This is a genomic window from Mycobacterium sp. E3305, from assembly GCF_001666785.1.
In the GTDB taxonomy this organism is placed as follows: Bacteria; Actinomycetota; Actinomycetes; order Mycobacteriales; family Mycobacteriaceae; genus Mycobacterium.
Genome location: NZ_LZJA01000288.1, coordinates 24,256 through 42,497 on the forward strand (window position 1 = coordinate 24,256; position 18,242 = coordinate 42,497).

Consider the following 18,242-nt stretch of genomic DNA (forward strand, 5'->3'; position numbering starts at 1 on the left):
CAGGTCTACCTTGAAGAGGGTTTCCGGCACGTCCCGCGCCGGGATCCGACGAGCCCGCATGGTGAGCCCGGAAGCGGAGAGGGTATGACACAAACGAATCTGACGCGCCCGCAGGGCCTTACCCGGATCGACCCCGTGCTCCGGGAGGCCGCCACCGCACTGGGCGTCGTCGAATTCCGCGCCGGGACGCTGCCCGCCGAACGCGAACACGCCGGCCGACTCGCCGCCGAGCGCGCCGCGGACGTCGACACCGCCGATGTCGCCATCGAGACCCGCACCATCGCCGGCCCGGGCGGCCACCAGCTGAATCTTCGTCTCTACCGGGGGCCCAACCTGGATCGGGCCGAGTCGGGCTCGCCGCTCGTCCTGTACGCCCACGGCGGAGCCTTCGTGACCGGAAATCTGGACACCGATCACGCGCAGTGCGTGGAGTTGGCCAGGGCAGGCGGTTGCCTGTTGATTTCGGTCGACTACCGGCTCGCCCCGGAGCACCCCTGCCCGGCGGCGTTGGACGACGTCGAGGCCGGCTTCTACTACGCCATCCGGAATTGCGCGGACCTGAACGTGGACGTCAACCGCATCGCGGTGATGGGCCGCGACGCGGGCGCGGCCCTGGTCGCGGGCCTGAGCCAGCGCATGTTCGATGACGAAGGCCCCCAGATCCTGGTGCAGATCCTGCACCAGCCGATGCTCGACTCCGACGCCACCCAGTCGCGGCGTGAGTTTCAGCGCACCCCGGGTCTCAACGGGCCTGCGGTGAGCCGGGCATGGGGGCACTACCTTGGGCACGCCAGCGCCAACGGTCAGCACGTGCCCGCGCACCGGGCGAACCTCGAGGGCCTACCGCCCACCTTCATCAGCTGTGCGGAGATCGATCCGTGCCGCGACGAGGCCATCGATTACGCGAACAGGCTGTTGCACGCCTACGTGCACACGGAATTGCACGTGATCGCAGCGGCATTCAATGGGTTCGACTCGATGGTTCCCGATTGGGTTGTTTCGCAGGAGAACCGGGCCCTGCACGCCCGCTCGCTGCGCCGTGTGTTCGCCATGTAGCGGTGCACTATCGAGGGGACTCCGGTAGCTCTTACCGTAGCGCCCGTTGCTAACATCGAAACGCCAGCGAATCCTCCACGAGAGGCAGCATGACGACACTCGACTCTCCCGAAAAGACGCTGTTCACCTCGACGACCCAAGCCTTCCTGGAAAAGGAAGCGCCGCTGCGCCGCGTGCGCGAGTTGCAGGCCGCGGGGGAGTCCTTCGATCCGGCTTGGTGGCTGCGCGCCGCGGAGCTCGGCTGGACCAGCCTGCTGGTGCCCGAGGAATTGGGCGGCGGCAGCATTACGGAGAGCGGTTTGGCGGATCTGGCGCTGGTCGCCGAACAGCTCGGGAAGACGGTGGCGCCGGGACCCTTGTATCCGGTTAGCGCCGTGCTGGCCGCGCTCGTCGGGTGCGCGGACCGGCAGCCCCACCTCGCGACCATCGATGCGTTGATGTCCGGCGAAACCGTGGCGTCGTGGGCGGTTTCGGAGCCCGGCCGCGGATGGGCGCCGCTGGACCCCTCGGTGACGGCCACCCCCACCGATTCCGGCTACCGGATTGACGGCACCAAGGACCGGGTCGAGGCGGGCGCGCAGAGCGCGGTGCTGCTGGTGGTGGCGCGTTGCGGTGACGGGGTGCGCCAGTTCCTGGTCCCGACCGATGCGCCCGGCGTCACGGTGGTCCCGCAGCAGTCGGTGGACATGGTCAAGCAATACGCCAGGGTGCGGTTCGACGGCGTGGTGGTGGAGCGATCCGCGGCCGTGGGCACCGCCGCCGAGACGGCCGCGCTCGTCGACCGGCAGGGCCAAATCGCCCAGGTCCTGCAGTGCGCCGAGGTGGTCGGGATCCTGCAGACAGTGTTCGACCTGACCGTGCAGTGGGCGCTGGATCGGCACACCTTCGGGCGCCCGTTGGCGTCCTATCAAGCCCTCAAGCACAAGTTCGCCGACATGAAGCTGTGGCTCGAAGCCTGCCGCGCCACTACGGCCGCGGCGGTCGCCGACGTCGCGGCGAACTCGCCAGAGGCGGGGCTGTCTGCCAGCATCGCCAAGTCCTACGTGGGTGAGATGGCCGGCCAGATCGTTCAGGCCTGCGTGCAGATGCACGGCGGCATCGGCGTCACCTGGGAACACGACCTGCACCTCTACTTGCGTCGGGTCACGTTGTACCGCTCCATGTTCGGGACGCCCGAGGAACACAACCTGCGGGTGTACGAGCACGAGAAGGCGGGGCGTTCGGACCCATGACGACCGAATCCGTTGCCGACTTCGCGGCCCGGGCCAGGGCATGGCTGGCGGACAATATGCCCCCCATCGATCCCGAGTCACCCCCGCCCGCCCCGCGCGACGACGAGCGATCCTGGCTTCGGGCTCGGGAACTCCAAAAGCGCTTGTACGAAGGAGGATTCGCGGGGATCTGCTTTCCCCGCGAGTACGGTGGACTCGGACTCGACTACGAGTATCAGAAGGCCTTCGACGCCGAATCCCTCACCTACGAAATGCCGCTGATCCTCAACACCCCCACGTTCACCATCTGCTGTGCCACACTGCTCGACACCGGCAGCGAGGAGCAAAAGAAGCGCCACATCGCCGCGGCGCTGCGCGGTGACGAAGTGCTGGTTCAGTTGCTGTCCGAGCCCAGCGGCGGGTCCGACCTGGCCGGCGTCATCACCCGGGCCGATCGTCAGGGCGACCGCTGGATACTCAACGGCGCCAAGACGTGGAGCACCAGCGCGTTCGCCGCCGACTACGGGCTGTGTCTGGCCCGCACCAATTGGGACGTCCCCAAGCACGAGGGCTTGACCATGTTCCTGGTGCCCATCGCGCACCCGGGAATCACCTTGCGCCGCATCACGATGCTGAGCGGTTCCACCGAATTCTGCGAGGAGTTCCTCGACGGGGTGGACGTCGGCGACGACGCCGTCGTCGGCGAGGTCGACGGCGGCTGGGCGGTGGCGTCGAGGCAGCTGTACCACGAGCGCCGGGCGGTGGGGCAGGGGTCCGAGTTCGCCAGCGGCAGCGGCAGCGAGGGCGGCCACACGATTCCCGTCGACTACGTGAGCCTGATCGAAAAGACGGGCCAGGCCGGTAACGAACGCGTCGAGCAGTTGGCCGGCCGCGCGCTGGTGCAGCGCGCGGTGGCCGAGCAGCTGATCGGCCACGTTTACCGGAGCGTCCGAGACGGCACCCTGCCGCCGGCCGGCGGCACACTCATCAGGCTGTTCCACGCCGAGACGGTGTTCGTGAACGTCGACACCGCCATGGCGATCGCCGGCAGCGCCGGCGTTGTCGGGGAACCCGGCGAAGGCCTGGAAACCGGGCTGCGCTACCTGTCCCGCCAGACCGTGGCGATGGGCGGTGGCACCACGGAGATGGCCCGCAACGTCATCGGCGAGCGGGTGCTGGGGTTCCCGCGGGAGTTCGCTGCCGACCGCGGTGTGCCGTTCAAGCAGGTGCGGCACGGCCAGCGGTCCGACCGCCCCTAGCCCTCCGCGACGAGATTCTCGGCGAGCCCTCCGGCGACGGGGAGCTGCACCAGCGACAAGACATGGTGCGCGGGGCTTCCCGGCGGGGCCACCAGAACGTACTCGCTGCCCTGCCGCTGCGCGCGGTCGCGGGCGGCGGCCAGCGCGCTGACACCGGCCGATCCGAGGTGGGTCACGGCGCTGAGATCGATCGTCAACGGCGCTACGCCGGAACGGCTTTCGACCGCGATCTGTCGATCCAGCGTGGATGCCGTGGTGGAGTCCACGTCGCCGCTGACCGCGATGCGGCCCGGTTCGGTGACCAAGGAGACGAACTCGGAGTCGACCGACTTCGGCCGATCTCCCCGGCTGACAAGCGTGTCGGTGACGAAATTGGCCGGTCGCGACAGGCGGTGCGTCAAGCTGGCGGTGGTACCGCCGGGCCCGTGACTGACGTGCGCGTGGGACACCAGGGCCTCGGCCATGGCAAGGCCGCGGCCGCGGCCCTGCTCGCCTTCCCGGTGATCCTTCCACTGCCCGTGGTCGATGACCGACGCATACAGGTTGCCGTCGCCGGACAGCGATGCATCGAGGACGATCCCGTCGGAAACCTCTGCGCCGTAACCGTGTTCGACCGCGTTCTCGACGAATTCCGAGACCGCGTGCACGATGTCGGAAATGTCGTCGGGGGAGGCGCCGACGTCGGAGAGCCATTGACGCAGGCGGCCGCGGACCGCGCGGGCGGCCTGAATCGTCGCGTCCACCGTCATCTGCAGCGGAGGCGGCGGCGTCCGCCGTTGCGCGGCGAGCAGTGTGATGTCGTCGTTGTAGCCGGTCGGGCGCAGCAGCAGTTCCAAAGTCTCCGAACAGATCCGGTCGATGGGCCGCGCCGACGACTCGATGACGAACCCGCCCTGACCGCCGGCGATGTTCGCGGCCAGGTCGGCGAATTCGGCGGTGCTGGCCATCAGCGGCCGGCCGGGGCGCTCGATCAGGCCATCGGTGTAGAGCATGACCGCGTCGCCCACGTCGAGGAACTCCGTGCGCACCGGGAAACCCGTGCCGCTGCCGAGCGGGCCGCCGCCGGACGGCTCGAGGTAGCGCGCGTCGGCCTCCGCCTTGACCAGCAATGGCGGAGGGTGCCCGGCGGTGCAGTACTGGAATTCGCCGGTGCCGAAGTCGAGCGACCCCACGCACACGGTGGCCGACCTGGACCCGGGCACATGCTCGTGGAAGCGGTCGACGGCCGCCAGCGCCTCGGCGACCGGATACCCCGCCAGGAGTTGCATCCGCAGCGCGGTGCGCAACTGCGACATGACCGCGGCCGCCTCGACGCCATGGCCGACGACGTCGCCGACGATGAGAACCAGTCGATCCCCAAGGGGGATCGCATCGAACCAGTCGCCGCCGGCGGCGGTGTCCTGCGCGGCGACCAGGTACTCGGCGGCCACGTCCGCACCGGGAACGACGGGCACCGACGGGGCCAGCAGCGCCTGCTGCATGACGGTGGCCGAGTCGCGGACGTTGCGGTACCGCTCGGACAACTCCGCCATGCGGGACTCGGCGGCCAGTCGCGCCTGCACCCGGTCGGTGACGTCGACGAAGGCGAGTTGCACCCCCTCGATCGAGCCGTCGTCGGCGCGCCGCGCGGTGACGATGAAGTCGAAGAAGTGTTCCTGCGCCGTCCCGGAGCCCTCGAAGTCCGCCTGCACGCGCCACTCGGTTCCCGACTGGGGTTCGCCCGTTTGATACACCCGGTCGAACATCTGCAGGATTTGCTGACTCTCCAGCTCCGGATAGACCTCGCGCACCAGGAGCCCGATGCTGTCGACCGGGGGACTCAGGGCCCGGTAGGCGGCGTTGACCGCGACGAATCGGTGGTCGGGCCCCTCCAGGCCGACCAACAGCGCGGGGACATTCTCGAAAATGCGGCGCACGTCGTCGGCCGCACCCACGGTCTTGTCCCAGTTTCTCTGGGCCGCCATCGGCCGTCCCTCCTACGGACCCTTCCTCGGACCGAGTCCCGCAAGCTGGCCCAAAAGCGCTGAGCACTGGCCAGGCACAGACATCAAGACTAGCAATGGCGGCCCCGTGCCCGGTGCAACGGTTTTCCTAGCGTGGCGTGCGGCTCTTCGGTGTCCCGGCGCGGGTCGAGTGATTAAACCAGGCTTGTTTGTATTTACTCGGCGCGGGTATCACGCGCCCATGGTCAATGTCGGCCCAGGGCGGTTGATCTCGTTCTGGCGGAGCATCTGGTCCTCATCGGTGCTCACCTTCAACGGTTGGGTCGCCTTCAACCTGCCGCGGACGGTGACCGCGCTGGGCGCTGCCCTGCTGGGCGGCCTGGTGGCCCTGCATGCCTACGTCTTCGCCACGCTTTCGCCGGCGCCCTGGTACTTCGCCGTCTACGCGGGCCTGGTGGTGGTCGGTTGCCTGTCGGCGATGACGGCGATGGTGTTCGCCCTCAAACCGCGTGTGCCTGCGGCGGGCTGGTACCTCGGGAGTCTGCTCTGCCTGGCCTTTCTCGCCGTCTACCTGATCAGCCGATGGGTCACCCTCGGCGGGCTGGACGCGGTGACGGGCCGATGGGACTTCACCCCGGGCACATTCGCTTTCGCGCTCGCCGCAGCCTTCGTTGCGGTGCACGCGACCGTGCTCTCGGGAGTCAACGTGGCCTACCCGCAACGGCAACAGTGGTACGACTGACTGGAGCTCAGGCATGACGACGCTCGACTATCCGGTGTGGCTGCGGGTCGACCATTGGCTCAACGTCTTGTTCGTCACGCTGATCATCCGCAGCGGCATCGAGATCCTCAGCACCCACCCCAAGTTGTATTGGCACGACGACAGCAAACCGGGCAGCGAATGGGCGCGTTTCACCCGCAAAGTCATGCCGCGGCACCGGCTATACGACACCCTCGACGAAGAAGAGTCCTACAGCTCACTGGTCGCGCTTCCCGGTCACAACAAATTGGGCATGGGACGCCATTGGCACTTCTTCTCGGTGATCGGCTGGATTCTGCTCGGACTGTCGTACTACGTCCTGCTTTTCGCGACCGGTCAATGGCACCGGTACTGGCCCTATTCATGGTCGATCTTTCCCGAAGCCGTCGACGACATCGTCACCTACCTGTCCTTCAACCTGCCGCCGCTGTTGCCCGGCGAGCCGTTGGACGCCATTCAGAAGCTGACCTATGCCGGCGTCGTTTTCCTCCTGGCGCCATTCCAAATCCTGACCGGGGCGGCGCAGTCACCGGCGATCGAGGCGCGCTTTCCGTGGTACGTGCGGATGTGGGGCGGCCGGCAGTGGGCGCGGAGCCTGCATTTCCTGGGATTGCTGGCCTTCGTCGTCTTCATCGTCATCCATCTCTCGATGATCTTCTTTTGGGGCTGGGGTCAACTGACGGCGTCGATGATCTTCGGATCCGTGCGCAACGTGTACTGGGCCACCGCGCTGTCGTTCGTCATCATCGGAGCGATCATCGCCGTCCACATCGCGGCCACGAAGTGGAGCCTCCGCAATCCCACCCAAGTGCAAAGCGTCCTCGGCGGCGTGGTCACCCGGGTTCGGCTGCTCCTGCTGCGCCCGCTGAATTCGCGGCAGGACTACCCGGCCCGCAAGCTGACCGAAGATCACCGAGTGAACGGAAAGCCGCCCGCCAGTACCGAATACAAGGTGATGGCGGTCCACAATTTCGTCGATTGGCGGCTAGCGGTCGGCGGCCTCGTGGAGAATCCGGTGACCCTCGACCTGGCCGCGCTGCGGGCGCTCGCCGAGCGGCAGACGCAGCGGACGATGCACAACTGTGTGCAGGGTTGGACCAGTATCGGCGAGTGGAGCGGGATCTCGCTGGCTGCGCTGGCGGATCTCGTTAAGCCGTTGCCGCAGGCCAAATACATCTGCTTTCTCAGCATGCAGGACACCGGGCGTGACGAACCGGCGGCAGAGACTCCCGGGGGCCAGTTCTACGAGGTGATGGACCTCGAATTGGCCTACAAGCCGCAGACACTGCTGGCATACGAGATGAACGGCCGGCCGTTGCCCATCAAACACGGCGCCCCTCTGCGGTTGCGGGTGGAGACACAGGTGGGATTCAAGATGGTCAAGTGGATCAACGGGATCGAGTTCATCAACGACTATTCCGGCATCGGTCACGGCCTGGGTGGCTGGCGCGAGGACCACGTGCACTACGACAAGGACGTGGAGATCTGAGGTGACCGACCACGACCCGACGGTGCGGCCGGAGCTCATCGAGCTGAATTCGGCTGCGCGGCATCGCGTGCTGGAATGCATCGACGCCAAGGGTGGCCACTGCGAGCGGTGCGGTGGCACCGCCTTCGACGTCGGCCGCGCGCTATACCTCGGATTCCTGTTCTTGAACGAGGACGACGATGCCTACATGGTGGCGCTGACATGTCGCAATCCGGAGTGTGCCAAACCGCGCACTGGGATCGTGTTGCCGGACAAGGAGTTTCTCAGCTACGGCGCATCGGGGAACGCGACCGCATCCTGAGACGACGATGCGTCTTCGTCGTCGCGGCCCTGTCGTCCGACAGGACGGGGCGCGGAAGTCCCAACCGCTCGGCACTTTCGGAGACCCTGCGGAGGTCAGCGCACAGCGACTCGAATCGGTGCCGGTCCGCATCATCGAGCAGACCGAGGGAGCTGTAGTGGACCAGTCGGGGCAGCCGGCCCGCCAGCACAGCGCCCCACCGGACGCTGAAGTCGTAGACCTCGCCGTCCTCGACCAGATCCTTTCGTCCCAGCGCTTCGAGTGCCTGAATCTGGGCGGCGAGTAGTTCGACATCGGTGTCGATGGTCACCGGCGCCCGGCCTTCCGATGCCACACTCATCTGTCCTCCCATCGTCGCGGCCGCCGAACGTGCGCCAGTCTGGCGAATACCCAGCGACAGTCGTTTACACGCGGCGTCCGCGGGTATTGCCGGTCGCGGGGCGGTCCCCGGACCGCAACGACCATGCGCGCAAGGAGGACTGCCATGAGTGAGCCCGGCGGGATCATCGAACTTTGGGCTAAGGGCCTCGGTGTCGATCGTCAACGCGCCCTGGTCCTCGCCCGGCGCGGCCGCGTCTCGTAATTGCAGTGCGAGCAGGCGGCGGCGATGAGTGACCTACTGCTGCAGTTCTACAGCGGGTGGCGGCCAGCGGCCTACGCGGCACTCAAGGCGCTCGCGTTATTCGTCACCGCCGCAGCCGCTTTCCGGCTCATGCTGCGGCGCACGATCGCTGAGTTCACGCCGTTCGATTGGGTCACCGCAGTCGCCGTCGGCGCCATTGTCGGGCGCACCGCGACGGCGGCCGACACTTCGTGGCTTACCGGGGTCGCCGCCCTGCTCACCCTGATCGGCGCCCACGACCTCGTTGCGCGGCTGCGCTTCAAGCCCTGGGTGCGCCGCCTCGTGGATCCACCGGTTCGGGTGCTGATCAGCGACGGCGAAGTGGACGAAAAGAACCTCAAGCGCTGCAGGCTAACTCGGGGAGACCTGGACGCGATACTGCGCCAACACGGTCACCGAACGCCCGCCCACGTCCGCCTCGCCTTATTCGAAACCAAGGGTGTGGTTTCCGTCATCGCCGACGGCGATTCCGCCGAGTGACCGGTCAGGCCGAGACGGGCTTCTTCGCCGGTGCGGAGACCTTCATCAGCTTCATCAGGTTGCCACCCATGATCTTGGCGATGTCCGCCTCGTCGAAGTCGGTCAGCTCGTCGACGAAGGAGATGGGGTCCTTCAGGCCTTCGGGGTGCGGCCAGTCGGAGCCGAACAACACCCGGTCGGTGCCCACCATCTTGACGATCTCGGTGAACCGGTCCTCCCAGAACGGGGTGATGTAGACGCAACGCTTGAACGCCTCGATCGGGTTCTCGCTGAACGACTGCGGCATCTTCTTGTAGACGCCCTTGAGGCCCTTGAACAGGTCCGGCACCCAGTCGGCGCCGTTCTCGATCGACAGGATCCGCAGCTCGGGGTTGCGGGACAGCGCGCCGTGACACACCAGCGCACCCATGGCGTCGATGATCGGCCGGTGACCCATCACGAGGCTGCGGAACGGGGTCGGCTTGAACGGCAGGAACTCGTCGCCGGGCTCCCACACGTTCGCGAACTCCGAATAGCCGCTGTCCGAGGCGTGCATCGAGACGGGGATCTCGGCCTTGATGCAGGCCTGCCAGAACGGGTCGAACTCTTCGAGCCCGAACGACCGGCTGCCCTTGTAGCCGGGCACCGGCGCCGGGCGCACCAGGACGGTGCGGGCGCCGCGCTCGAGGCACCATTCGAGTTCTTCGAGCGCGCGCTCGACGATCGGCAGCGTGATCACCGGGGTGGCGAAGATGCGGTCCTGGTAGTTGAACGACCACTGCTCGTACATCCATTGGTTCAGCGCGTGGATGACGTCGTGGGTCATCTCGGGGTCGTCCTTCATGCGCTCCTCGACGAGGCTGGCCAGCGTCGGGAACATCAGGGCGTAGTCGATGCCCAGCTCGTCCATGACCTCCAGCCGCGCGCCGGGCTCGCGGAAGGCGGGGATGGCCTTCATCGGCTCGCCGAGGATCTCGCGATAGCTCTTGCCCTGCGCGCCGTTGCGGAAGTAATCCTCCTGGGCGCCCGGCTTGGCGACGACCTCGAACGTCGGGTTGGGGATGTACTCGCTGATGTGGCCGCGCACCACGATCTTGGTGCGGCCACGCACCTGGACGTAGTCGATGACGCGTTTGCGGTTCTCCGGCAGGAACTTGGTCAGGGCCTCCTGCGGCTCGTACATGTGGTTGTCGGCGTCGAACACGGGGAAGGAAAGTTCGCGAGACGGCATGGCGATCTCCTCGGGGCAAATCTGGGGTTCTCAGTAGGTGGTAATGACGTTACCACTCATGAGGGCCTTGCGTGTAGCGCCCATTGGGCCCGGTCGTCGCCGGCGTGACGCCCGATGACGCCGGCTAGGTGCCCGGCCAGGTGGGGATCTCCGGTGTTTTTCCGTCGATGACGGCGAAGTTCACGGTCGCCGTCGCGAGGAGCTCGTCGTCCGCCTCGCCGTAGATGTCGACCTGCATCACCATCGCCCGCCGGCCGGATCGCAGCATCCGGGGCACCGCGAACGCCAAGCCCTGCCGGATCGGGCGAAGGTAGCGAACGAAGAGGTCCGCCGTGGTCATCGTGGTGCCCGGCGTCAGGTATTCGAGGCCGAACTGCCCGCCTGCCACGTCGACGAGCGTCGCGATCAGGCCGCCCTGCAACGCGCCCGAGGTGTTGACGACGGCGGGACTGACCGGCATCGTCATCGCGAATTCACCGTCGCGGGTTCCCGGCCGCAGGCCGATCTGGGCGAACAGCTCGGACAGCGACAGCTGGTTCGACTCCTCGCTGTCCCGGATGCCCAGGGCGCGACTGCAGAACTCGTAGAGGTGCCCGACGTCGACCGGCGTCCCGTTCAATTCCGCACCCAGCCAATGCAATCGCTGCGCGCCCATCACCGTCTGCATCACGATGGCGGCCGACGCCGCGACGTCCAGTCCCGGGTTGAACACGCCCTCGGTGATGCCCTGCCCCACGATGTCGCGGATCAGGCGATGCAAAGGGGAGAGGACCCGCGCGTAATCGCGGGGGCGGGTCTCGGCCAGGTGCTGGTTATAGAGGGTCAAGGCGCGATTGAGGCTGTCTTGTGTGCTTGATTCCGGTTGCTGGCTGATGCGGTCGATCACCAGCTTGAGCGCCGCGGTGCTGTCCAGCCCCTCGGTCTCGGCGCGCCAGGCCTGGACCGATTGGGCGATGGTCCGGTCGAACAGTGCCAGCAGCAATTCGTCCTTGCTGCTGAAATGCTGGTAGAAGGCGCGCAGCGACGTCTTGGACCGGCCGACGACCTCCTGCACCGTGAAGTCGGTGCGGCCGGTTTCGCCCAAGATTTCGACGGCCGTCTTGATGAAGCGGTCGCCGCGGGTCACTTCGCCGTCGTCGCCAAGGTCGGCCATGAGCGCTTCGTCCCCTTCCTCGGCGCGCTGCTCGCGCTATGAGAATGAGGTTACCGCGCCTCCCGGCCGATGTGCGCTCACGCCCTGGGGCAGAAGATTCCGAGTATCTGCTGGCAGTTGTCTTTGTTGATGAGGGCCGGCGGTGGTGGCGGCTTCGGCGGCGGGTTGTCCCCGTCCCAGATCATGCTCGAGACGTTGCCCATCCCGGGCCAGAGGTAGTAGTAGGTGTGGCACACGTTCATGTCCCAGCCCCGAAAAGGGTCGGTGACGTGGTTGCCGGTGGCCGGCAGGGGTTGCCCCGGGCACCATTGATGCGCAGGGCCCCAATCCGGATTGTCGGCCTGGGCGGGGCCCGCGGCGAGCCCGGTCGCGGTGACCGCCAGGCCACCCGAAAGCAGTGCGCCGGCGATGAGCTTCTTCAGGGTGCGGATGGTGTCCACGACGTTCCTTTCGCTTGATTGGCGAAAGTCTTGCCTCCGGTTCCGGTTACCGATCCCAATTACGGCGCAACAATGTCGACACGGTCGGCGTCCCGGACAGGCCCTAATGTTGTGACCGTGTTGACAAAACCGCTGACCGCCGCGGCGGCCGTGCTGGCCGCATGCACGCCGACGTTCGCCCCGCCGGCCGCCGCCGACCAGGACAACTACGTGGCCTTCCTGTCGCCGTCGCGCAACATCAGCTGCGAGATCGACTACCAGCGCCACGGCATCCCCGACGAGGCGTTCTGCTTCAGCATCTCCCCGCCGCAGTCGGTGACCATGGACCCCGCCGGCGTCCTGTCCCGCTGCACCGGCGAAAGCTGTCTGGCCAACCCGCCGGAAGGCACGCCGAGCCTCGGCTACGGGAAGACGGCTGGAGCCGGGCCGTTCAGCTGCCGGTCGGAGACGGACGGCGTGACGTGCACTGTGAGCTCGGGTCGCGGCTTCACCATATCCAACGCAGGGATTGCCGCCGTAGGCTGACTTTGGCCTTCAGCCGCCACGGGCCTCGATCATCGCCGAGCGATTCACCTTGGTCGCCGCGGTGCGGGGAATCGCGTCGACGAACTCCACGGTCTTGGGCGCCTTGTAGTGGGCGAGCCGGCTCTTCGCGTACTCGATCACCTGTTCTTCGCTGAGCACCGCGCCGTCGGCCGGCTGCACCACCGCGTGCACCCGGCGACCCCACTGCGGGTCGGTGAGTCCGATGACGACGACGTCGGCGATGTCGGGATGACCCGCCAGAGCCGACTCTACTTCCGCCGGAAAGACATTGGCACCGCCGGTGATGATCATGTCGACGCGGCGGTCGACGATGTAGAGATAACCGTCCTCGTCCAGGTAGCCGATGTCGCCGGCGGAGCGAAAGCCGTCTTCGGTGGTCGGTAGCGGCGCCGCGCCGCCGATATAGCGCGACCCCGCGCTCATCGGTGCGCGCAGGTAGATCTCGCCGTGTTCGCCGGGCCCGAGCGGTTTCGTTCCGGCGTCGAGAATCCGGATCTCGGTTTCCCGGAAACCGCGGCCGACGCTACCCGGGTGGGCGAGCCACTCGTCGCCCCGCAATGCGGTGAGCCCGAGGTTCTCGGTCATGCCGTACGCCGACACGATCTGCTGCGGGCTCAGCAGTTCGAACCAGGTGTGCATGAGCGACGGCGGCATGACAGCGGCGCCCTGCAGAATGAACACGATGCTGGACAAGTCGCGCTCCCGGACGTCGGGCCGGGCCGCTATGCGCGCCAGCATTGTGGGCGTGGCCGTGAAATTGGTGATCCGGAAGCGTTCGATGACATCCAAAGCCAGGGCAGCATCGAACTTTTCGAGTATCACCAGATGGTCGCCGGCCAGCAGGAAGAAGAAGGTGGCGAACCCGTTGGTGTGGTACATCGGCGCGGGCACCATGATGGTCTGCGGCTGGGCGACGGGCGTCCAGTTCGACAGGAAGGGCTCGCCGTGTTGGGGGGTCCACAGCGAGGGCGCCAGGCTCAGGATGACTTTCGGTATGCCGGTCGACCCGCTGCTGCAGATGCCGTTGGCGTTGGGGGAGATGGCGTCGGGCAGAGCCTCAGCGGACTCGGCACCGGCCTGGGCATCCAGGCGCCAGCGGCTCACCTCGTCGACGACGACGGCGGGATCGATCACCTCGCGTACCCGATCGCGCTCCCATTCGGGCAGGTCCCAGTGCATGGGAACTGGAACGGCGCCGATCTTCCAGCAGCCCAGTGTGGCCAGGACCAGGTGTATCGAGTTCGGGATCGCCAGGGCGACAAGGGAACCGGTTCCGGCACCTTTTGCGGAAAGCGCGCGGCCCCATTGGTTGGCGCGCGCGTCCAGCTCACCGAACGTCAGCGACTTCGTGGTGCCGTCGAGGGCGACGATGGTTACGCCCGTGTCGTCGCCGCGCTCCTCGGCGAGCTCGGAAAGCTTGGCGCCGAACGGGATTCCGTCCGCTAACGGGTTGGCCGCCCCTTCGGCCGCGATCGGTTCGGTGGCGCTCACGCCGATACCGGCCCGCTGAACAGTGTCTCCAACGAGCCATCCGGGACACCGGGAATCAGTCGCAACGCGAGCGCCTCGGCGCCCAGCGGCAAACGGATCAGCGGTTGCGTGTGACGGTCGAGCACGCTGACGTCGGACTCATCGCAGAAACCCAAGGCGCCGAGCAGCTGATGGGAGGTGCGCAGCACCTGACGCGCGGTGTCGGATGCCTTGAGCCGCAGGACGAGTGCATCAGCCGAGCGGACCGGCAGCGGTAGCGACTCCGGCCGGCAGACGGTGTATTTGGCCAACTCGTGCAGCCCGCGCACGGCGACGGCGGCCTCCGCGACGGCGAACCTGACCGCCTGGAAATCGGCCAGCGGCTTACCGAACTGCACGCGGGCGCGCACATGATCGGTGACGATGTGCAGCGCCTGCTGAACGGATCCCAGAATCCGCCATGATCCCAGCACGAGATGAAGGTTAATGTCGTCGGCGGGGACGATTCCATCGGGTGCGCCGAGGGAAGCGGGCACCAGGAACGGGCCGAGTTTGGCGCTGGTCCGCGACGCCGGCTCCGGGGGGTAGCGGTTGCCGTCCAGGTCGGCGGCGATCCAGTCGCCCGGTAGGTCGCCGTGGTCGATGCGCGGCGCCTCGGGGTTGACCAGGGCCAGGCGGGCGCCGTCGATCGCGAGCAGCTCCTCGACGAGGGGATAGGGCAACACCATCGCGCCGGCGGCCCGGCACAGCACGGCGGCGGCCAGCAGGTCGTCGGGTGCCGACCGCACATCGAGCTCGAACGCACCGACCTCGGTGAGGGCCGCGCGCGCCGCGTCCCGGATGGTGTCGTCGGTCTCGGCGCGCAACGCCGCCTGCGGGCCGCCCAGCCGGGCGAACCGCTTGGCCGCGACCGCGGCGAAGTCGCTGATGTCTTGTGGCAGATCAGTTTTCACCGGTGCTCTCCCAACACGTCGCGGGCCACCAACATCTTCTGCACTTCGATGGTGCCCGACGCCACGGTGGCGGCCTGTGCGTACCGCCAATGGTCTTCGATTGCCCCGTGCAGCGCGGCGCCGCTGCCACTGTCCAGCGCTATCGGGCCCAGCACGTCGAAGAGCAGCTCGGCGACCTGCTGGTCGCACGTCGTGGTGGCGATGCGGGCGGCACTGGCCGCGGCGCCCGCCGCCGGGTCGTCCTGCAACGACACCGCCCGGTAAGCCAGCAACCGGGCCACCCGAAGATCGACGAGCGCCCGGACCCAGCGGGAGCGGAGCGACTCGGGCAGCGTGGACCAGTCGTCCCCGAGCTGGGTGCTCATCCGGTCGAGCAATGATTCGCAGCGCGCGTAGCGGGCGATGCCGACGCGCTCGAATGCCAGCGCCTCGCGCATGACCCGCCAGCCGTCGCCGACCTCGCCGAGGACGTCGCCGGGAAGCGCCTGCACGTCGTCGAGGAACATCTCGTTGAGGTGATGTGGTCCCAGCATCGACCCGATCGGCCGGACGGTAAAGCCGGGGCGGTCCATCGGAATCAGAAAGAGGGTGAGCCGCTTGGGCTTTGGCGCCTCGGGATCGGTGCACGCCGCCAGCACACACCAGGATGCCATCAGCGCATAGGACGTCCACACCTTCTGGCCGGTGATGCGCCAACCGTCCCCGTCCGGCACGGCGCGGGTGCGCAACGAGGCGAGGTCGGTACCGGCCTCGGGCTCGGAGAAGCCCTGGCACCAGATCACATCTCCCGCGGCGATGGCCGCCAGGTGCCTGGCCTTCTGTTCGGCCGTGCCGTAGCGCATCAACGCCGGGCCGACCCAGTTGACCCCCATGTACTGGGGACCACGTGGTTCGTGCTGGGCCCACATCTCCTCGCGCAGCACCGTCTGCTGCCAGACCGAACCCCCGCCGCCGCCATGCTCTTTCGGCCAGGCCAGCGCCAGCAGTCCCTCGGCCGCCAGCAGTTTGCAGAAGGTCTCGGTGGTGGCCAGATCCCGGGGGTTCTCGGTGCAGGCGCCCAAGAAGTCGGCGGGGATGTGGTTGGCCACGAGCTCGCGCAGGTGATTCCGCAGTTGTGCGGCGTCGTCGCCGAGGTCGTAATCCATCGTTGTCATCCCTTCGGCAGCCCGAGCACCCGCTCGGCGATGATGTTGCGCTGGACCTCCGATGTCCCGCCGTAGATGGTCGCGGCAAGCGCGTCCTGGCGTTCGAAGAGCAGATCCGGGTCGCTCAGCGATTGCGTTCCTTGCGCAGCCGCGGCGAGATCCCAAACACGCTGCAAGGTAACGGATCCGAGCAGTTTCATGGAGTCGGCCTCGGGGCTCGGTCGTCCGGCGAGTTCGTTGCCCAGGGCGCGGTACCCGGTGGCCCGCAACGCCTCGGCGTCGGCGAGCAGGGAACCGAGTTCCGCGCAGATGTCCGCGGTCGGCTGCGCGTTGCGCACCGACTCGAGCCCTCGCTTGATCTCGACCCAGTTCATGATCCAGATCATCTGGCGTTCATGGTGCAGCGACGACAGGGCGACGTTCCACCCGCCGTGCAATGGACCCAGCAGGTTGTCCGCAGGCACCTCGACGTCGTCGAGGAAGACCTCGCAGAACGTCTCGTCGGAGATCGACGCCATCCGGATGGGCTCGATCCGCACCCCGGGCGAGTGCAGATCGAGAATCAGGCAGGAAATCCCGCGGTGTTTCGGGGCTTCCGGGTCGGTGCGGGCATACAGTGTGCACCACCGCGATTCATGGGCTTGGGTGGTCCAGATCTTGTGGCCGTTAACCCGGAAGCTGTCCCCATCGCGTTCGGCGCGTGTGCGCAGACCGGCGAAATCCGACCCGGCCTCCGGTTCGGACATGCCCAGCGCCCACCATTCCTCACCGCGCAGCAGCGGGACGAGCAACCGCTCGATCTGCGCCGGGGTGCCGAACTGGCGGATGCCGGGCGCGGCCACGTTGGGACCCGCGATGTTCGGCAGCTTGGGCGCCGAGCGCATCGCCGCCTCGAGCCGAACCTCCATCGCGTCGCGCAGGCCCAGCGATCGACCGCCGTGTTCTTTCGGCCAGGTCGGCTGAATCCATCCGGCCTCGAAGGCCGCCCGCTGGTAATCACGCCGCAGCGGCAGATCCCAGCGGTACTCGCGGTAGTTTTCGTAATAGTCGTTCGGCAGGAAGTCCGTCAGCCAGGCGCCGAATTCTTCGACCACCCCGGTCATGCCGCGCCGCCCGCGAAACGGCGTCCCACTTCGTGGTACAGGGCGCGGCTGTCGCCCAGCATCGCGGCGGCCTGCCATGCGTGCCGGACGTAGAGGTGGGCGTCGTGCTCCCAGGTCTGCCCGAGCGCCCCGTGCACCTGCACCGCGGTTCTCGCGCAGGTGGCCGCCGCATCGCCGGCCGCCGCCTTGGCGAGCGCCGCGGTGGTCCACGCTTCCGCGGGCGCCGTGGTCGGGTCGCCCAGCCGGGCCGCCGCGGCGTAGGTGAGACTGCGGGCGCGCTCCAGCCCGACGTAGTTGTCGGCCAAAGCGTGCTTGATCCCCTGGAACGCGCCGATCGGCGTGCCGAACTGGCGGCGCGTCTTCGCGTGCTCGACGGCCCGGTTCAAGGCGGCGCTCGCCGTGCCGACCAGGTCGGCGGCCGCGGCCACCAACGGCGCCGTCAACGCTCGCTCGGTGTCGACCGGTGCGATGGCCAGCGGCTCGGCGTCGACCTCGACGTCTGCCAGCGGCTGCGCGGGGTCGGTCGACTCGCCGGGGATGACGGTCACCCCGTCGCCGCAGCGCGCGACCGCCACCACGGCGCCATCGGGGGCGGTGTCGGCCCGCGCCAGCGTGACGAGCAGCTCGGCGCGCGACAGGTTGGGGACCGCGACCGCCCGTCCGCGCAGGCGCCCGGCGCGCAGCGTCATCGGCGCCCCGGGCAGCCGAGATCCCTTGGCGTGCACGGCCAGGGTGGCGACCACGCCGCCGGCGATGTCGTCGAGAACCGCGTCGAGGCCCGCGTCGCGTAACGCGCCGGCGGCCAGCCCGACACTGCTCAACAGCGGGATCGGCGCGATGGCCGCACCGCATTCCTCGAGCACCAGCGCGAGCTCAACCGGTCCGTAGTCGCCGGTCCCCGGGGCGGCCAATTCCGTCCAACCGAGGTCGACGACCGTCTTCCACAGCGTCCGCCACCGCTCCGGATCCGTCATCGCCTGCCGGGCGGAGTCGGGCGGGCACTCGGCACGCAGGATGTCGCGCACGGTCTCGCGCAGCGACAGCTGCTCCGCGTTCAGTCCAACATCCATAAGACCCCTAACATAATAAAAATAGTAAACT

At 67.7% G+C, this 18,242-nt stretch carries 18 protein-coding genes; 8 read left to right on the plus strand and 10 right to left on the minus strand.

Features of this window, described 5'->3' with window-relative positions:
- Nucleotides 1–84 precede the first annotated feature (84 nt).
- The 3 genes from A5701_RS24750 (at nucleotide 85) to A5701_RS24760 (ending at nucleotide 3,526) form a co-directional block, all read left to right on the plus strand.
- Complete coding sequence (locus A5701_RS24750; protein ID WP_067760484.1) at nucleotides 85–1,056, plus strand: alpha/beta hydrolase; 972 nt, start codon at nucleotides 85–87, stop codon at nucleotides 1,054–1,056.
- A gap of 89 nt (nucleotides 1,057–1,145) precedes the next feature.
- On the plus strand, nucleotides 1,146–2,288 hold the full coding sequence (locus A5701_RS24755) for an acyl-CoA dehydrogenase family protein (protein WP_067760486.1): 1,143 nt from the start codon (nucleotides 1,146–1,148) through the stop codon (nucleotides 2,286–2,288).
- Nucleotides 2,285–3,526: an acyl-CoA dehydrogenase family protein gene (locus A5701_RS24760; RefSeq protein WP_067760488.1), complete on the plus strand. Its 1,242-nt coding sequence runs from the start codon at nucleotides 2,285–2,287 to the stop codon at nucleotides 3,524–3,526. Before A5701_RS24755 ends, A5701_RS24760 begins: the two co-directional genes overlap by 4 nt.
- Here A5701_RS24760 and A5701_RS24765 read toward each other — a convergent pair.
- On the minus strand, nucleotides 3,523–5,490 hold the full coding sequence (locus A5701_RS24765) for a SpoIIE family protein phosphatase (protein WP_067760490.1): 1,968 nt from the start codon (nucleotides 5,488–5,490) through the stop codon (nucleotides 3,523–3,525). The two genes, A5701_RS24760 and A5701_RS24765, sit on opposite strands and share 4 nt — an antisense overlap.
- Nucleotides 5,491–5,710: 220 nt before the next feature.
- Here A5701_RS24765 and A5701_RS24770 point away from each other — a divergent pair, with 220 nt between their 5' ends.
- From A5701_RS24770 to A5701_RS24780, 3 genes are read left to right on the plus strand one after another with little or no spacing between them, the layout of a single operon-like run.
- Nucleotides 5,711–6,211 carry an oxidoreductase gene (locus A5701_RS24770; protein ID WP_067760492.1) on the plus strand — a complete coding sequence of 167 codons (501 nt, stop codon included), beginning with the start codon at nucleotides 5,711–5,713 and terminating at the stop codon, nucleotides 6,209–6,211.
- 13 nt (nucleotides 6,212–6,224) lie between these two features.
- Nucleotides 6,225–7,718, plus strand: coding sequence for a molybdopterin-dependent oxidoreductase (locus A5701_RS24775; protein WP_067760494.1), 1,494 nt, complete (start codon nucleotides 6,225–6,227; stop codon nucleotides 7,716–7,718).
- A gap of 1 nt (nucleotide 7,719) precedes the next feature.
- Nucleotides 7,720–8,019, plus strand: coding sequence for a hypothetical protein (locus A5701_RS24780; protein WP_067760495.1), 300 nt, complete (start codon nucleotides 7,720–7,722; stop codon nucleotides 8,017–8,019).
- Here the strand turns inward: A5701_RS24780 and A5701_RS27775 are convergent.
- Nucleotides 7,982–8,359 (minus strand): hypothetical protein, encoded by a 378-nt coding sequence (locus A5701_RS27775; RefSeq protein WP_082969832.1) that lies wholly within the window; start codon nucleotides 8,357–8,359, stop codon nucleotides 7,982–7,984. The genes A5701_RS24780 and A5701_RS27775 overlap by 38 nt on opposite strands.
- 267 nt (nucleotides 8,360–8,626) lie before the next feature.
- On the opposite strand from A5701_RS27775, the gene A5701_RS24785 reads away from it, so the two are divergent.
- A complete protein-coding gene (locus tag A5701_RS24785) occupies nucleotides 8,627–9,121 on the plus strand; it encodes a DUF421 domain-containing protein (RefSeq protein ID WP_067760497.1) in 495 nt (164 codons plus the stop codon).
- Nucleotides 9,122–9,125: 4 nt separating this feature from the next.
- Here A5701_RS24785 and A5701_RS24790 read toward each other — a convergent pair whose 3' ends face one another.
- The 3 genes from A5701_RS24790 to A5701_RS24800 all read right to left on the minus strand — a co-directional run bounded on the left by A5701_RS24790 (nucleotide 9,126) and on the right by A5701_RS24800 (nucleotide 11,924).
- The gene (locus tag A5701_RS24790; protein WP_067760499.1) at nucleotides 9,126–10,331 is read right to left on the minus strand and encodes an amidohydrolase family protein; all 1,206 of its coding nucleotides are present in this window, start codon (nucleotides 10,329–10,331) and stop codon (nucleotides 9,126–9,128) included.
- Nucleotides 10,332–10,455: 124 nt separating this feature from the next.
- Entirely contained in the window at nucleotides 10,456–11,484 is a 1,029-nt protein-coding gene (locus A5701_RS24795) for a hotdog fold thioesterase (protein ID WP_067760501.1), read from the minus strand.
- 77 nt (nucleotides 11,485–11,561) lie between these two features.
- Nucleotides 11,562–11,924, minus strand: a complete 363-nt coding sequence (locus A5701_RS24800; protein WP_067760503.1) for a hypothetical protein — start codon at nucleotides 11,922–11,924, stop codon at nucleotides 11,562–11,564.
- Nucleotides 11,925–12,041: 117 nt separating this feature from the next.
- Here A5701_RS24800 and A5701_RS24805 point away from each other — a divergent pair, with 117 nt between their 5' ends.
- Nucleotides 12,042–12,449 (plus strand): hypothetical protein, encoded by a 408-nt coding sequence (locus tag A5701_RS24805; protein ID WP_231968929.1) that lies wholly within the window; start codon nucleotides 12,042–12,044, stop codon nucleotides 12,447–12,449.
- 9 nt (nucleotides 12,450–12,458) lie between these two features.
- Here A5701_RS24805 and A5701_RS24810 read toward each other — a convergent pair whose 3' ends face one another.
- From A5701_RS24810 to A5701_RS24830, 5 genes are read right to left on the minus strand one after another with little or no spacing between them, the layout of a single operon-like run.
- Nucleotides 12,459–13,961: a class I adenylate-forming enzyme family protein gene (locus A5701_RS24810; RefSeq protein WP_067760505.1), complete on the minus strand. Its 1,503-nt coding sequence runs from the start codon at nucleotides 13,959–13,961 to the stop codon at nucleotides 12,459–12,461.
- Nucleotides 13,958–14,893, minus strand: a complete 936-nt coding sequence (locus tag A5701_RS24815; protein WP_067760507.1) for an acyl-CoA dehydrogenase family protein — start codon at nucleotides 14,891–14,893, stop codon at nucleotides 13,958–13,960. Before A5701_RS24815 ends, A5701_RS24810 begins: the two co-directional genes overlap by 4 nt.
- Entirely contained in the window at nucleotides 14,890–16,047 is a 1,158-nt protein-coding gene (locus A5701_RS24820) for an acyl-CoA dehydrogenase family protein (RefSeq protein ID WP_197499217.1), read from the minus strand. Before A5701_RS24820 ends, A5701_RS24815 begins: the two co-directional genes overlap by 4 nt.
- Nucleotides 16,044–17,141, minus strand: coding sequence for an acyl-CoA dehydrogenase family protein (locus A5701_RS24825; protein WP_067760509.1), 1,098 nt, complete (start codon nucleotides 17,139–17,141; stop codon nucleotides 16,044–16,046). Before A5701_RS24825 ends, A5701_RS24820 begins: the two co-directional genes overlap by 4 nt.
- Nucleotides 17,138–18,211 carry an acyl-CoA dehydrogenase family protein gene (locus tag A5701_RS24830; RefSeq protein ID WP_067760511.1) on the minus strand — a complete coding sequence of 358 codons (1,074 nt, stop codon included), beginning with the start codon at nucleotides 18,209–18,211 and terminating at the stop codon, nucleotides 17,138–17,140. The genes A5701_RS24825 and A5701_RS24830 overlap by 4 nt, the downstream gene beginning before the upstream one ends.
- Nucleotides 18,212–18,242: the final 31 nt, after the last annotated feature.

What these genes read in the sequence shown, in the direction of transcription:
- A5701_RS24750 (WP_067760484.1), top strand. Translation starts at nt 85, where the DNA reads ATGACACAAACGAATCTGACGCGCCCGCAGGGCCTTACCCGGATCGAC.
- A5701_RS24755 (WP_067760486.1), top strand. Translation starts at nt 1,146, where the DNA reads ATGACGACACTCGACTCTCCCGAAAAGACGCTGTTCACCTCGACGACC.
- A5701_RS24760 (WP_067760488.1), top strand. Translation starts at nt 2,285, where the DNA reads ATGACGACCGAATCCGTTGCCGACTTCGCGGCCCGGGCCAGGGCATGG.
- A5701_RS24765 (WP_067760490.1), bottom strand. Translation starts at nt 5,490, where the DNA reads ATGGCGGCCCAGAGAAACTGGGACAAGACCGTGGGTGCGGCCGACGAC.
- A5701_RS24770 (WP_067760492.1), top strand. Translation starts at nt 5,711, where the DNA reads ATGGTCAATGTCGGCCCAGGGCGGTTGATCTCGTTCTGGCGGAGCATC.
- A5701_RS24775 (WP_067760494.1), top strand. Translation starts at nt 6,225, where the DNA reads ATGACGACGCTCGACTATCCGGTGTGGCTGCGGGTCGACCATTGGCTC.
- A5701_RS27775 (WP_082969832.1), bottom strand. Translation starts at nt 8,359, where the DNA reads ATGAGTGTGGCATCGGAAGGCCGGGCGCCGGTGACCATCGACACCGAT.
- A5701_RS24785 (WP_067760497.1), top strand. Translation starts at nt 8,627, where the DNA reads ATGAGTGACCTACTGCTGCAGTTCTACAGCGGGTGGCGGCCAGCGGCC.
- A5701_RS24790 (WP_067760499.1), bottom strand. Translation starts at nt 10,331, where the DNA reads ATGCCGTCTCGCGAACTTTCCTTCCCCGTGTTCGACGCCGACAACCAC.
- A5701_RS24795 (WP_067760501.1), bottom strand. Translation starts at nt 11,484, where the DNA reads ATGGCCGACCTTGGCGACGACGGCGAAGTGACCCGCGGCGACCGCTTC.
- A5701_RS24820 (WP_197499217.1), bottom strand. Translation starts at nt 16,047, where the DNA reads ATGACAACGATGGATTACGACCTCGGCGACGACGCCGCACAACTGCGG.
- A5701_RS24825 (WP_067760509.1), bottom strand. Translation starts at nt 17,141, where the DNA reads ATGACCGGGGTGGTCGAAGAATTCGGCGCCTGGCTGACGGACTTCCTG.
- A5701_RS24830 (WP_067760511.1), bottom strand. Translation starts at nt 18,211, where the DNA reads ATGGATGTTGGACTGAACGCGGAGCAGCTGTCGCTGCGCGAGACCGTG.